Source organism: Pimelobacter sp. 30-1 (genome assembly GCF_018831735.1).
In the GTDB taxonomy this organism is placed as follows: domain Bacteria; phylum Actinomycetota; class Actinomycetes; order Propionibacteriales; family Nocardioidaceae; genus Nocardioides.
The window spans coordinates 655692-668739 of record NZ_NHTS01000003.1; the positions used below are offsets into that span (position 1 = coordinate 655692).

The following is a 13048-nucleotide window of genomic DNA, read 5'->3' on the forward strand; positions in this document are numbered from 1 at the left end:
GGTCGCCCCATGCCCGCGTTCGATGAGCCGCTCCACGTCGGACGCCCCAACACCGGGGACCGAGAGACCTTCCTCGCGCGCGTCGGAGAGATCTTCGACCGCACCTGGTTCTCCAACGACGGTCCCGTGGTGCGCGAGCTGGAGCAGCGGATCGCCGAGCTGATCGGCGTTCGGCACTGCGTCGCGGTGTGCAACGGGACGGTCGGGCTCGAGATCGCCGTCCGTGCCCTCGGGCTCTCCGGCGAGGTGATCGTGCCGTCCTACACCTTCGTGGCGACGCCACACGCCCTGCACTGGCAGGGCATCACCCCCGTGTTCGCGGACATCGACCCGACGACCCACACGCTCGACCCTGCCGCCGTCCGGCGTGCGATCACGCCGCGGACGACGGGGATCATGCCGGTCCACCTCTGGGGACGTCCTGCCGACGTCGACGAGCTCCAGGCGGTGGCGGACGAGCACGGCCTGGACCTGCTCTACGACGCGGCCCACGCCTTCGCCTGCTCGGCCGGCGGCCGGATGATCGGCGGGTTCGGGCGGGCCGAGGTCTTCAGCTTCCACGCGACGAAGTTCTTCAACACCTTCGAGGGCGGCGCCATCGTCACGAACGACGACGAGCTCGCCGAGACCATGAGGCTGATGCGCAACTTCGGCTTCGCCGGGTACGACAACGTCATCCACGCCGGCACGAACGGCAAGATGACCGAGATCTGCGCGGCCATGGGCCTGACCAACCTGGAAGCGCTCGACGGGACGATCGAGGTCAATCGCCGCAACCACGCGGCCTACCGGGCGGCACTCGACGGTGTACCCGGCATCCAGGTGCTGGAGCACGACGCGAGCGAGCGGCGCAACTACCAGTACGTCGTCCTGCAGGTCGGGCAGGAGTACGGCCTCGGCCGCGACGAGCTCGTCGAGCTCCTGCACCGCGAGAACGTGCTGGCACGGCGCTACTTCTGGCCCGGTTGCCACCGGATGCAGCCCTACCGAGACCTGTTCCCGGATGCCGGCCGGCACCTCCCGCACACGGAGCAGGTGGCCGACGAGGTCGTCGTTCTCCCCACCGGACGAGCCGTGTCACCCGACGACGTGGAGGTCATCGCCGACCTCATCCGGGCGAGGTCGGTCCGATGAGGCTCTACGTCTTCGGCGCCGGCAGCCACGGACGTGAGCTGGCCTGGCTCGCACGCGAGATCCACGGGCCGTCCCTGGAGGTCGTCTTCCTGGTCGACGACGAGCGCTACGTCACCGCCCCGGTGCACGGTGACCCGGTGCGCCTGCTCACCGACGACATCGAACCCGGCGGCCAGTACGTCGTCGCGCTCGGCGATGCCGGCCTCCGACGGCAGGCAGCCTCCGCGTGCGAGCGCGCCGGGCTCACGGCGGCCACCCTGGTGCACCCCCGGGTGGAGCGGTCCGAACGGGTCGACATCGGTCCCGGGAGCGTCATCGCCGCGGGGAGCGTGCTGACCACCGACATCACGATCGGCCGCCACGTCCACGTCAACATCGGATGCACGATCAGCCACGACGCCGTCCTGGGCGACTTCGCGACCCTCGCCCCGGGCGTCAAGCTGGCCGGCAACGTGAGCATCGGCAGTGGCGCCTTCCTCGGCATCGGCGCCACCGTCATCGACGGACGCACCGGAGATCCGCTCGTCATCGGCGCCGACGCAGTGGTCGCCGCCGGGGCCTGCGTCACCGTGCCCGTCGCGCCGCGAACGCTCGTGGCCGGCGTACCCGCCGCGCAGAAGCGCTGAGCCGGGCCTCCAGCTCCTCCAGGAGCGAGCGGAGGTTCGCCTCGACGCGATCCTCGCTCCAGGTCTCGGCCAGGACGCGCCGGTTGTGGTCGAGCTGCTCGTCCGGCACCGGCCCGACCGGCACCTGGTCGAGCAGAGCCCGGGGCGGTTGGACGACGACATCGCGATCGCGGAGCCAGCCGAAGAGGGGATTGCGCCGGTCGAGGTAGACGTGGGCGCCCTGCTGCAGCGCGGCCACGATGTTGCCGACCCCCTGCTGGCGGCGGTGGTTGAAGAGGACCACGCCGCACGACCCGAGCAGGGTGAGGTACTCCTGGATCGGGAGATGGTCGACCAGCGGGTGGAACCGCTCGCCGAGCTTGCGCCGCCCGGCCGCCAGCACGGCGTCCCGGTACGCGTCGTCCCCGTAGGTCAGCGGGACGACCACCCGTCGGTCGCCCAGGTCCGCCTTCGCCAGCAGCCGGAAGGCCTCGAGGTGGTTGTTGGCCCAGGACGCCGAGTTGCCGACGAGGATGTCGTCGCCGGTGACCACGGCATCCCGCGTCGGAGCCATCGAAGCCAGGTCCCCGTAGTTGAGCTGGCGGTACTCGCCGGCGAACCCGGGAAAGGCGCGGGCGAACACGTGGAGGTCAGCATCGATCGGTGCCGAGAAGTAGTCGGCTCGTGCCGCCGCCCGCTGGCGCACGAAGTCCACCGCGAGCGGCTCCAGCCGAGCCCGCTCCCACTCGAGCACCAGCTTGCCGTTGCGATCGGGCTGCCGGCCCCCGGAGGTGCGCTGCACGAGCGCGAGGGTGCGCTCACCGACCAGGTCCACGCCGGACTCGCCCACGTAGTAGTCGTAGCCGAAGCCGCTCCAGACCAGGAGCACCCCGGACGGCAGCTCGGCGCACACCAACGCGGCGAACTCGGTCATCGCGTGCACCACGACGACATCGACCGCCGCCGCCTTCTCCTGGACCTCGACGACGTGCTCGGCCCGCGGTTGCAGCCAGGTCCGCGGACCGGCGAACGCACGCTCCCGCTCGGCCGGCTCGGTGTGGGACACCACGATCAGCTCGTTGGCTCCCGGCTGCTGCTGCTCGAAACGCGCGACCAAGTAGTCGACGAAGTGCGAGTCGAAGCCGATATGGAGGATCCTCACCTGTGCTCCCGCCCTGGGGCCGTCTCCCGTCGGCCACGTGCCGCCGAGTCTAGGTGGTCGGCTCAGGCGCGGCGGACGAGCCTCCGCACCCGGTCGGCGAGCGACGCATCGCTCAGCCGGGCCTCGAGCTCGCGCAGGTCCTCGCGAGCCCGGTCGCGGTCGGCGGCGGCCCTGCTCAAGCGCGCCCGGAGCTTCTTGATCCGGGCGTCCTTGCGTTGGATCCCGGCCCTGGCGGCATGCAGGTCACGCTCGGCCGCGGTCGCTCGCGCCTCGGGGGCGGGCAACGGCCACCCGGGATAGCCCGCGAGCGCGGGCCGTTCGCGCGTGCGGTACAGCTCCTCGAGCCGGCGCCCCCCGGCCTCGATCCCGTGCACGCGCTCGACGTACGACCGGCTCTCGCTGCCGATCCGGGCGCGATGCGCCGGGTCCGCGAGCAGGTCGCGCAGCACCTCCTCGAGCGTCGTGGGGTCGGCCGACACGACCGGAAGATCGGGGTGGCGCTCACGCACCTCGTCGCGGATCCGGGTGACTGCCACCCGGCCGAGTGCCATCGCCTCCATCGAGGTGACTCCGATGTCGCCGCCGAGCACCTTCTCCACCACGATGTCGGCACGCCCCATGCGCGTCAGCGCCTCGGCATTGCCGACGCCCTCGATGAGGTCGACGTCGAACTCGACTCCCTCGCTGCGCAGCCGGTCCAGCGCCGCCAGGATCAGATCGGTCCCCTTCAGGGCCCGCCGGCTCGGCGCGTGGGCGATGACCGGCCGTCGGCCGTCCGTCAGCAGCGGTGGCGCCTCGATCGCCGCCACATCGATGATCTTGGGCAGGTAGACGGCTCCGTCGGCGTAGGGCAGGTCGAGGACGCTGCCGACCGTCATGTGGGAGGCGAACCTGCGGATCACGTCGAGCCGGGTGGTGATGAGCTCCTCGTCGCACGGCACGTCCGCGAACCGGTAGAAGCTCCACTCGTCGTCGGCCACGTGGTGGCTCCGCAGCCGGACGTCCGAGCCGTGGAAGGTCATCACCACGGGCACCCCCATGGCGCGCCAGATCGGGAGGTCCCAGTAGGCCGGGAGGGTTCCTACGGCCGGAACCAGCGACTGCGCGAAGTGGAAGTGCACCACGTCGAATCCGCCGGCGAGCGCCTCGCGGACCACGTCGGCACACGCAGCTTCGCCGCCCGCCATGTCGAGACGGCGGTCGGAGGGATAGTCGAACTGCGCGGATCCGTAGTCCCAGACCTCGACCTCGTGCCCCAGAGCCCGCAGGCCTTGGGCCTGGTACCACGCCTGGTTCGCGATGTTCACCGGCGCTTGGAGCACACGCATGCGTGCGAGACTAAGGTCCCGGGTGGCGCTCCGTCAGCAGATCCAGCAGGTAGCGCCCGTATCCGCTCTTGACCAGGGGCCGGGCGAGCTCCTCGAGCCGGGTGTCGTCGATATAGCCCAGGCGCCAGGCGACCTCCTCGGGGGCGCCGACCTTGGTGCCCTGCCGGGCCTCCAGCGCGCGCATGTAGTTGCTCGCGTCGTTGAGGTCGTCGAAGGTGCCGGTGTCGAGCCAGGCCGAGCCGCGGGGCAGGACCTCGACCTGGAGCCGGCCCTCGTCGAGGTACAGCCGGTTGAGGTCGGTGATCTCGAGCTCGCCGCGGGGGGAGGGCTTGAGCTCCTTGGCCTTGGCGACGACGTCGGAGCCGTAGAAGTAGAGCCCCGGTACGGCGTACCGGCTGCGGGGGCGCTCGGGCTTCTCCTCCAGCGTCAGGGCGCGGCCCTCGGCGTCGAACTCCACCACGCCGTACGCCGTCGGGTCGGCCACGCGGTAGCCGAAGACCGCCGCGCCGTCGAGGTCGGCGAAGCGGCGCAGGCGGGTGCCGAGGCCGGCGCCGTAGAACAGGTTGTCGCCGAGGACGAGGCCGGCGCCGCCGCCGGCGAGGTGCTCCTCGCCGATGAGGAAGGCCTGGGCGAGACCGTCGGGCGAGGGCTGCACGGCGTAGGTGATGGTGATGCCGAGCCGGCTGCCGTCGCCGAGGAGGCGGCGGAACTGCTCGACCTCGTGCGGGGTCGTGATGACCAGGACCTCGGTGATGCCCGCGAGCATGAGCGTGGAGAGCGGGTAGTAGATCATCGGCTTGTCGTAGACCGGCATGAGCTGCTTGCTGACCGCGTGGGTGATGGGGTGCAGTCGGCTCCCCGTGCCTCCGGCCAAGATGATCCCGCGCATGTTCCTAGACTGTCACGCGTGCAGCGCCTTCTCGTGACCGGCGGAGCCGGGTTCATCGGCTCCAACTTCGTCCACCACCTCGTCCGGCACACCGACGCCACGGTCACCGTGCTCGACAAGCTGACCTACGCGGCCAGCCGGGAGGCGCTGGCCGGGCTGCCCGAGGACCGCGTGCGCCTGGTCGTCGGCGACATCGTGGACGCCGCGCTGGTCGAGCCGCTGGTGGCCGAGCACGACGCGGTCGTCCACTACGCCGCCGAGTCCCACAACGACAACTCGCTCAGCGACCCGTCGCCGTTCATCCAGACCAACCTGATCGGCACGTTCACGCTGCTCGAGGCGGTGCGCAAGGCCGATGTCCGGTTCCACCACGTCTCCACCGACGAGGTGTACGGCGACCTCGAGCTCGACGACCCGAAGAAGTTCACCGAGGACACCCCCTACACACCGTCGTCCCCCTACTCGGCGTCCAAGGCGGGCTCGGACCACCTGGTCCGCGCGTGGGTGCGCAGCTTCGGCGTGCGGGCGACGATCTCGAACTGCTCCAACAACTACGGCCCGTGGCAGCACGTCGAGAAGTTCATCCCCCGCCAGATCACCGAGGTGATCGACGGCCGCCGGCCCAAGCTCTACGGGTCGGGCGAGAACGTGCGCGACTGGATCCACACCGAGGACCACTCCTCCGCCGTGCTCACGATCCTCCAGCAGGGACGCATCGGCGAGACCTACCTGATCGGCGCCGACGGCGAGAAGTCCAACCTCGAGGTGGTCCGGCTGATCCTGCAGCTGATGGGCCGCGACCCCGACGACTTCGAGCACGTCACCGACCGCGCCGGGCACGACCTGCGCTACGCGATCGACGCCGGCAAGCTGCGCACCGAGCTCGGCTGGCTCCCGCAGTACGGCGACTTCGAGGCCGGTCTGGCCGACACGGTCGCGTGGTACCGGCAGAACGAGGCGTGGTGGCGGCCCGGCAAGGACGCCACCGAGGCGGCCTACGCGGCCAAGGGCCAGTGACCGTGGCGGACCTGAGCGTCGAGACCACGCCGATCCCGGGGCTGCTCGTCGTACGGCTGCCGGTGCACCGGGACGAGCGCGGCTGGTTCAAGGAGAACTGGCAGCGGGCCAAGATGGTCGCGCTCGGGCTGCCCGACTTCGGTCCGGTCCAGAACAACATGAGCTTCAACGCCGCCCGCGGCGCGACCCGGGGCATCCACACCGAGCCGTGGGACAAGCTGGTCTCGGTCGCCACCGGGCGGGTGTTCGCGGCGTGGGTCGACATGCGTGAGGGCGCGACCTTCGGTACGGCGTACTGGACCGAGGTCGACGAGAACGTCGCCGTCTTCGTGCCTCGCGGCGTCGGCAACTCCTACCAGGCGCTCGTCGACGGGACGGTCTACTCCTACCTCGTCAACGACCACTTCGTCGCCGGGCGGACCTATCCCGCGCTGCACCTCGGCGACCCGGCCGCCGCGATCCCGTGGCCGATCCCCCTCGACTCCCCCGACGTGGAGATCTCGGCCAAGGACCAGGCGAACCCCCTGCTGCCCGACGTCACGCCGCTCGCCCCGCGCCGGACCCTGATCACCGGCGCCCGCGGCCAGCTCGGCCACGCCCTCGCCCAGGTCTTCCCCGACGCCACCCTGGTCGACCTCGACGAGCTCGACCTCACCGACGACGCGGCGCTCGCCGCCTGGCCGTGGGAGGACTACGGCCTCGTTCTCAACGCCGCCGCCTTCACCGCCGTCGACCAGGCCGAGACCCCCGCGGGCCGTCCCGTCGCCTGGGCGGCCAACGCCGCCGCCCCGGCCGCCCTGGCCCGGATCGCCGCCGAGCGCGGCATCACGCTCGTCCACTACTCGACCGACTACGTCTTCGACGGCTCCCCCGTCGCGGGTGGGCACCGCGAGGACGCGCCCTTGGCCCCGCTGGGCGTCTACGGCCAGACCAAGGCCGCCGGCGACCTCGCCGTCGCCGGAGCGCCCCGCCACTACGTCCTCCGCACCTCGTGGGTGATCGGCGAGGGCCACAACTTCGTGCGCACCATGGCCCGCCTCGCCGCCGACGGCATCGACCCGTCGGTCGTCGACGACCAGGTCGGCCGGCTCACCTTCACCGCCGAGCTCGCCCGCGCCACGCGGCACCTGGTCGACAGCGGGGCGGCGTACGGCACCTACAACGTGACCAACAGCGGCGAGCCGCGCTCGTGGGCCGCCTACGCCCGCCGGGTCTTCGAGCTCACCGGCCACGACCCGGCGCGGGTCGGCACGGTGAGCACCGAGGAGTACGGCGCCGGCAAGTCCCTCTCGCCGCGCCCGCTCCACAGCACGCTCGCGCTCGACAAGCTCGCCGGTACGGGGTTCGTCAGCACCGACGCGGACGAGGCGCTCGTCACGTACCTCGGCTGAGCCGAGGGGATCCGCTCAGCCCCGGGGGCTGTGGATCAGCGCCATCGCCTCGGCGCGGGTCGTCGCGTTGGAGAGCATCAGGCCGCGCACGGCCGAGGTGATGGTCCGGGCGCCGGCCTTGCGCACACCGCGCATGGTCATGCACAGGTGCTCGGCCTCGATCACGACGATGACGCCGCGGGCGCCGAGGATGTCCATGAGGGAGTCGGCGACCTGGGTGGTGAGCCGCTCCTGGACCTGGGGGCGCTTGGCGTAGAGGTCGACGAGCCGCGCGAGCTTGGACAGCCCGGTGATCTTGCCGGTCTCGGCCGGGATGTAGCCGACGTGGGCGACCCCGGTGAACGGCACCAGGTGGTGCTCGCACATCGACCACAGCTCGATGTCGCGGACCAGGACCATCTCGTCGTGCCCGAGGTCGAAGGTCGTGGTGAGCACGTCCTCGGGGGCCATCCGCAGGCCCGCGGTCAGCTCGGCGTACGCCCGGGCCACGCGGGCCGGCGTCTCGCGCAGACCCTCGCGGTCGGGGTCCTCGCCGATCGCGGCGAGGAGCTCCCGTACGGCGGCCTCAGCGCGGTCGTGGTCGAACGCGGGGACGTCCTGCGGCCCGCGATCGGGCACGGTGATCGGATCGGTCACGCGCGCGGCCTCAGGTACCCGGCGTGGGTGCCGGCGGCTGCGGGTCCGTCGGCGGTACGACGGGCGTCCCGCCGTAGACGTCGCCACCGGGTCCCGGCGGGGTCAGCACCTGGCCGCCCTCGCCCTGCTGGTCGAGGGGCTGGCCGTTCTGCTCGGCGCGACGGCGGATCTCCTCGGGGATCTCCACCGGCGGGATCGTGGACGGCACCCGGGTCGGCGAGCCGGTCCAGGCGGGCCGCTCGGGACGCAGGCGCAGCGCGGTGAAGACCTCGGCGACCTGCTCCTTGTCGAGGGTCTCCTTGTCGAGCAGCGCGAGCACGAGCGCGTCGAGCACGTCGCGGTTCTCGACCAGGATGTCGAACGCCTCCTGGTGCGCGACCGCGAGGAAGTTCTTGGTCTCCTCGTCGATCTTCGCCGCGACGTCCTCGGAGTAGTTGCGCTGGTGGCCCATGTCGCGGCCCAGGAAGGGCTCGGAGTTGGAGTCGCCGAGCTTGATGGCGCCGAGCGTCTCGGTCATGCCGTACTGCGTCACCATCGCGCGGGCCAGCGACGTGGCCTTCTCGATGTCGTTGCCGGCCCCGGTGGTCGGGTCGTGGAAGATGAGCTCCTCGGCCGCCCGGCCGCCCAGCATGTAGGCGAGCTTGTCGAGCATCTCGCTACGGGTCTGGGAGTACTTGTCCTCGTCGGGCAGCACCATCGTGTAGCCCAGCGCACGGCCGCGCGGCAGGATCGTGATCTTGTGGACCGGGTCGGTGCCCGGCAGCGCCGCCGCGACGAGGGCGTGGCCGCCCTCGTGGTAGGCGGTGATCAGCTTCTCCTTCTCCGTCATCAGACGGGTCCGGCGCTGCGGGCCCGCGATCACGCGGTCGATCGCCTCGTCGAGCATCATCGCGGTGATGACCTTCTGGTTGCTCCGCGCGGTGAGCAGCGCCGCCTCGTTGAGCACGTTGGCCAGGTCGGCACCGGAGAAGCCGGGCGTGCGGCGCGCGGTCGAGAGCAGGTCGACGTCCTCGCCGAGCGGCTTGCCGCGCGAGTGGACCTCGAGGATGCGCTTGCGGCCGGCCAGGTCGGGCGCGTCGACCTGGATCTGGCGGTCGAAGCGGCCCGGGCGCAGCAGCGCCGGGTCGAGCACGTCGGGACGGTTGGTCGCGGCGATGAGGATGACGCCGCCGCGCACGTCGAAGCCGTCCATCTCGACGAGGAGCTGGTTGAGGGTCTGCTCGCGCTCGTCGTGACCGCCGCCCATGCCGGCGCCACGGTGGCGGCCGACGGCGTCGATCTCGTCGATGAAGACGATCGCGGGGGCGTTCTCCTTGGCCTGCTCGAACAGGTCGCGCACGCGGGAGGCACCGACACCGACGAACATCTCGACGAAGTCCGAGCCGGAGATCGAGTAGAACGGGACGCCCGCCTCGCCGGCGACGGCGCGCGCGAGCAGGGTCTTGCCGGTTCCCGGAGGACCGTAGAGCAGCACGCCCTTGGGGATCTTGGCGCCGACGGCCTGGAACTTGGCGGGCTCCTGGAGGAACTCCTTGATCTCGCCGAGCTCCTCGATCGCCTCGTCGCAGCCCGCGACGTCGGCGAAGGTGGTCTTGGGCATGTCCTTGCTGATCATCTTGGCCTTGGACTTGCCGAACTGCATGACGCCCCGGCCACCGCCCTGGACGTTGTTCATCAAGAAGACGAACAGCAGGATGATGAGCGCGAACGGCAGCAGCGTGATCAACAGCGAGCTGAGGAAGCTCGGCTTGGGGTTCTTGAAGTCGTACTTGGCGAGCTTGCCGGCGGACTCCTGGGCCTCGACCTTGTCGATCAGGCCTTCCTGGGCGCCGTTGACGTAGTACGAGAGCACCTTGTCACCGGAGTCACGGGTGCCCTTCTCGAGCGTCGCCTCGATCGACTGGTCGCCGTCGATGAAGGTGATCTCCTTGACCTTGCCCTGGTCGACGTACTTCGCCATCTGCGACGTGGGGATCTCGTCGTACCCTCCTCCGGGCGCGACGAGCTGGAGAGCGAGGACGACGGCCGCCACCGCCACCAGGATCCAGAGCCAAGGGCCCCTGAGAACTCGCTTCACGTACTTACCCGCTCCCCATTTCCACGATCAGGATCAGACGACGGTACACGGCCGCCGACCCTCCCATTCTGGCCGGTCCATGGTGACCGGCTCCCGGAGCACGCCCGCGGCGGCCCCTGTGCCCAACGGCTGGGGGCCCTCACGGGTTCCCCGGCCGGGTCCTGCTCAGCTGTAGACCGAGGGAGCGAGGGTGCCGATGTCGCGCATGTTGCGGTAGCGCTCGCGGTAGTCGAGGCCGTAGCCGACGACGAACTCGTTGGGGATGTCCCAGCCGACGTAGCGCGCCTCGACCGGCATCTGCAGCGCCTCGGGCTTGCGCAGGAGGGTCGCGATCTCGACGCTGGCCGGGCCGCGCGAGCCCAGGTTCGAGGTCAGCCACGACAGGGTCAGACCGGTGTCGATGATCTCGTCGACGATGAGGACGTGGCGCCCGGTGATGTCGGCGTCGAGGTCCTTGAGGATCCGCACCACGCCCGAGGACTTGGTCCCGGAGCCGTAGGACGACACCGCCATCCAGTCCATCTCGACGTGCTTGTTCAGGGCCCGGGCGAGGTCGGCCATGATCATCACGGCGCCCCGGAGCACGCCCACGATGACGAGGTCCTTGCCCTCGTAGTCGCGCTCGATCTCGGCCGCCATCTCGACCACCCGCGCCTGGATCTGCTCCTCGGTGAAGAGCACCTCGACCAGGTCGTCCGCGACGTCGCTCGCATGCATGAGTGTCAGCCTGCCACAGCCGTCGGGCGGAACCGGAGGTGGGCGCGGTCCCGGTACGCCGTCACGTGTCCCGGCAGCTGCACCTCGCCGCTGATCGCCCCCTGGGCGAGCCGGTGCAGGGCGGTGACGTGGACGTGGAAGAGCTCGGCGTCGAGGGCCCCGGCATCGAGCGCGGCGAGCCGCAGGACGCGGGTGGCGAGGGCCGGCAGCAGGCCGTCGAGGCCGTCGAGCGCCAGGCCCTCGGGCCGGGCTAGACCGCTGTACGCGGTCGCGGCGAGCGCGTCGAGCGCCTCGACGTCGGCCCGGACCTGGTCGGCGGTGCGGGCGAGCGTGGCGGCGATGCCGGGGCCGAGCTCGTCCTCCAGGACCGGCAGCACGCGCTGCCGGACCCGCACCCGCGCGAAGCCGGGATCGCTGTTGTGGGGGTCGTCCCAGAACGCGATGCCCTCGGCCAGGCAGGCCGCCACGGTGTCGGCCCGGGCCACGTCGAGCAGCGGCCGGGCGTAGTGGTCGAAGGAGCGGCGCATGCCGGCGATGCTGCGCGCGCCCGAGCCCCGGGACAGACCCAGCAGCACGGTCTCGGCCTGGTCGTCGCGGGTGTGCCCGAGGAGGACCACGGCGGCGCCGAAGTGCTCGCGCAGCTGCTCCAGGACGGCGTACCGGGCGCGGCGGGCGGCCGCCTCGAGCCCCAGCCCGGCCGGGTCGACCTGGACCCGGGCGGACGCCGTCTCGTCAGCACCCAGCTCGGCCATCTGCGCGACCACGTGGGCCGCGTGCTCGGCGGAGCCGTCCTGCAGGCCGTGGTCGACCGTCGCGCCGATCACCCGGTGGCCGGCCTTGCGGCCCTCGAAGACCGCGGCGCTGAGCAGCGCCAGGGAGTCGGCGCCGCCCGAGCAGGCCACCACGACGGTGGCACCCGGCTCCCGGCCGGCGAGCGTGCGGCGTACGCCCTGGCGGACGGCGGCGACCGCGGGGTGGAGGCCCATCAGGCCAGGACGCGCTTGACCCAGCCCTCGGGGTCGCTCAGCTCGGCCTTGCTGGGGAGGTTCTCGGGTCCGGCCCACACGGCGTTGAACTCCTCCATGCCGACCTTGTCGACGACCGCGCGGACGAACTGCGCGCCGTCGCGGTACTGCGCCATCTTGGCCTCCAGCCCCAGCAGCCGGCGCAGCACCCGGTCGAGGGCGCCGACACCCTGGCGGCGCTGGGTGAACTTCTTGCGGATGGCGCCCACGCTCGGGATCACGGTCGGGCCCACGTCGTCCATCACGACGTCGGCATGGCCCTCGAGCAGCGACATCATCCCGGTCACCCGGTCGATCACCTCGCGCTGCTCGGGCGTGCTGAACATCTCGACGATGCTGCCGCCGTTGCGGCCGGCCTTGATCGCCTCGGAGATCCGCTCGACGCCACCCTCGAGGATGCTGGCCGGCTCGACGGTCTCGCTGATCGCGCGGATCTCGGAGAACAGGTGCTCACGCATCCACGGCACCGCCGTGAACTGCACCCGGTGGGTCTCCTCGTGCAGGCACACCCAGAGCCGGAAGTCGTGCGGGTCGACCCCGAGCTCACGCTCGACGTGGACGATGTTGGGCGCGACGAGCAGGAGCCGGCCGTACGGCTCGTGGAACGGGTCGAACTGCCCCAGCACCTTGCCCGCCAGGAACCCCAGCAGCCCCCCGACCTCGGCCCCGGTCACCTTGGCCCCGAACCGCTGCCCGAACCCGCTCGGCGGCTTGGTCGTCACGAGCTTCTCGACCATCGGCCGGGTCGCCACCGCGAACGCCTCGGCATTGGCCTGCACCCACCCCGGCCGGTCGACCACGAGGATCGGCGCCGTCCCGTCGGGCGCGTCGAGCCCGGTGAACTCACGGACCAGCCCGGTCGACCGGTTCGCCCCCGCCCGCAGCTCGGCCACGGCCTCGTTCGCCTCGGCGCGGGTGACCTCAGGGCCCTCCCCGGCCAGCCGGGAGCCCAGCGACACGGCGAGGCCCCAGTCGATCATCTGCGGGAGATCGGTCGCGGGTCCGCTCATGGTCGAAAGCCTAGGACGTGCGTCCACAGGGACCGCTAGGTTGTCCGGCTGTGACTC

At 71.4% G+C, this 13048-nt stretch carries 12 protein-coding genes; 4 read left to right on the top strand and 8 right to left on the bottom strand.

Annotated features, from left to right (window positions below; genetic code table 11):
* Positions 1 to 9 precede the first annotated feature (9 nt).
* Positions 10 to 1134, top strand: coding sequence for a DegT/DnrJ/EryC1/StrS aminotransferase family protein (locus CCO04_RS08535; protein ID WP_215813656.1), 1125 nt, complete (start codon positions 10 to 12; stop codon positions 1132 to 1134).
* A complete protein-coding gene (locus tag CCO04_RS08540) occupies positions 1131 to 1760 on the top strand; it encodes an acetyltransferase (protein ID WP_215813657.1) in 630 nt (209 codons plus the stop codon). The genes CCO04_RS08535 and CCO04_RS08540 overlap by 4 nt, the downstream gene beginning before the upstream one ends.
* On the opposite strand, the gene CCO04_RS29700 is transcribed toward CCO04_RS08540, so the two are convergent.
* The 3 genes from CCO04_RS29700 to rfbA all read right to left on the bottom strand — a co-directional run bounded on the left by CCO04_RS29700 (position 1699) and on the right by rfbA (position 5118).
* Positions 1699 to 2901 (bottom strand): TDP-N-acetylfucosamine:lipid II N-acetylfucosaminyltransferase, encoded by a 1203-nt coding sequence (locus CCO04_RS29700; protein WP_215813658.1) that lies wholly within the window; start codon positions 2899 to 2901, stop codon positions 1699 to 1701. The two genes, CCO04_RS08540 and CCO04_RS29700, sit on opposite strands and share 62 nt — an antisense overlap.
* Positions 2902 to 2963: 62 nt before the next feature.
* On the bottom strand, positions 2964 to 4229 hold the full coding sequence (locus CCO04_RS08550) for a glycosyltransferase (RefSeq protein WP_215813659.1): 1266 nt from the start codon (positions 4227 to 4229) through the stop codon (positions 2964 to 2966).
* A gap of 10 nt (positions 4230 to 4239) precedes the next feature.
* Entirely contained in the window at positions 4240 to 5118 is an 879-nt protein-coding gene (gene rfbA / locus CCO04_RS08555) for a glucose-1-phosphate thymidylyltransferase RfbA (RefSeq protein WP_215813660.1), read from the bottom strand.
* Positions 5119 to 5136: 18 nt separating this feature from the next.
* On the opposite strand from rfbA, the gene rfbB reads away from it, so the two are divergent.
* Positions 5137 to 6135: a dTDP-glucose 4,6-dehydratase gene (gene rfbB, locus CCO04_RS08560; RefSeq protein WP_215813661.1), complete on the top strand. Its 999-nt coding sequence runs from the start codon at positions 5137 to 5139 to the stop codon at positions 6133 to 6135.
* Positions 6136 to 6137: 2 nt separating this feature from the next.
* A complete protein-coding gene (locus tag CCO04_RS08565; protein ID WP_215813662.1) occupies positions 6138 to 7526 on the top strand; it encodes a bifunctional dTDP-4-dehydrorhamnose 3,5-epimerase family protein/NAD(P)-dependent oxidoreductase in 1389 nt (462 codons plus the stop codon).
* A 15-nt stretch (positions 7527 to 7541) separates the two neighbouring features.
* Here the strand turns inward: CCO04_RS08565 and folE are convergent, their stop codons facing one another.
* The 5 genes from folE to CCO04_RS08590 form a co-directional block, all read right to left on the bottom strand.
* Positions 7542 to 8150 (bottom strand): GTP cyclohydrolase I FolE, encoded by a 609-nt coding sequence (gene folE / locus CCO04_RS08570; protein WP_374196992.1) that lies wholly within the window; start codon positions 8148 to 8150, stop codon positions 7542 to 7544.
* Between the two features lie 22 nt (positions 8151 to 8172).
* The gene (gene ftsH / locus CCO04_RS08575; RefSeq protein WP_215813664.1) at positions 8173 to 10239 is read right to left on the bottom strand and encodes an ATP-dependent zinc metalloprotease FtsH; all 2067 of its coding nucleotides are present in this window, start codon (positions 10237 to 10239) and stop codon (positions 8173 to 8175) included.
* Positions 10240 to 10404: 165 nt separating this feature from the next.
* On the bottom strand, positions 10405 to 10956 hold the full coding sequence (hpt, locus tag CCO04_RS08580; protein ID WP_215813665.1) for a hypoxanthine phosphoribosyltransferase: 552 nt from the start codon (positions 10954 to 10956) through the stop codon (positions 10405 to 10407).
* Between the two features lie 5 nt (positions 10957 to 10961).
* Positions 10962 to 11942, bottom strand: coding sequence for a tRNA lysidine(34) synthetase TilS (gene tilS / locus CCO04_RS08585; protein ID WP_215813666.1), 981 nt, complete (start codon positions 11940 to 11942; stop codon positions 10962 to 10964).
* On the bottom strand, positions 11942 to 12991 hold the full coding sequence (locus CCO04_RS08590; protein ID WP_252372849.1) for a zinc-dependent metalloprotease: 1050 nt from the start codon (positions 12989 to 12991) through the stop codon (positions 11942 to 11944). Before CCO04_RS08590 ends, tilS begins: the two co-directional genes overlap by 1 nt.
* Positions 12992 to 13048 lie beyond the last annotated feature (57 nt).

Coding starts and splice junctions, on each gene's coding strand:
- tilS (WP_215813666.1), bottom strand. CDS start 11,942: ATGGGCCTCCACCCCGCGGTCGCCGCCGTCCGCCAGGGCGTACGCCGC.
- hpt (WP_215813665.1), bottom strand. CDS start 10,956: ATGCATGCGAGCGACGTCGCGGACGACCTGGTCGAGGTGCTCTTCACC.
- rfbA (WP_215813660.1), bottom strand. CDS start 5,118: ATGCGCGGGATCATCTTGGCCGGAGGCACGGGGAGCCGACTGCACCCC.
- CCO04_RS08590 (WP_252372849.1), bottom strand. CDS start 12,991: ATGAGCGGACCCGCGACCGATCTCCCGCAGATGATCGACTGGGGCCTC.
- CCO04_RS08550 (WP_215813659.1), bottom strand. CDS start 4,229: ATGCGTGTGCTCCAAGCGCCGGTGAACATCGCGAACCAGGCGTGGTAC.
- CCO04_RS08540 (WP_215813657.1), top strand. CDS start 1,131: ATGAGGCTCTACGTCTTCGGCGCCGGCAGCCACGGACGTGAGCTGGCC.
- CCO04_RS08535 (WP_215813656.1), top strand. CDS start 10: ATGCCCGCGTTCGATGAGCCGCTCCACGTCGGACGCCCCAACACCGGG.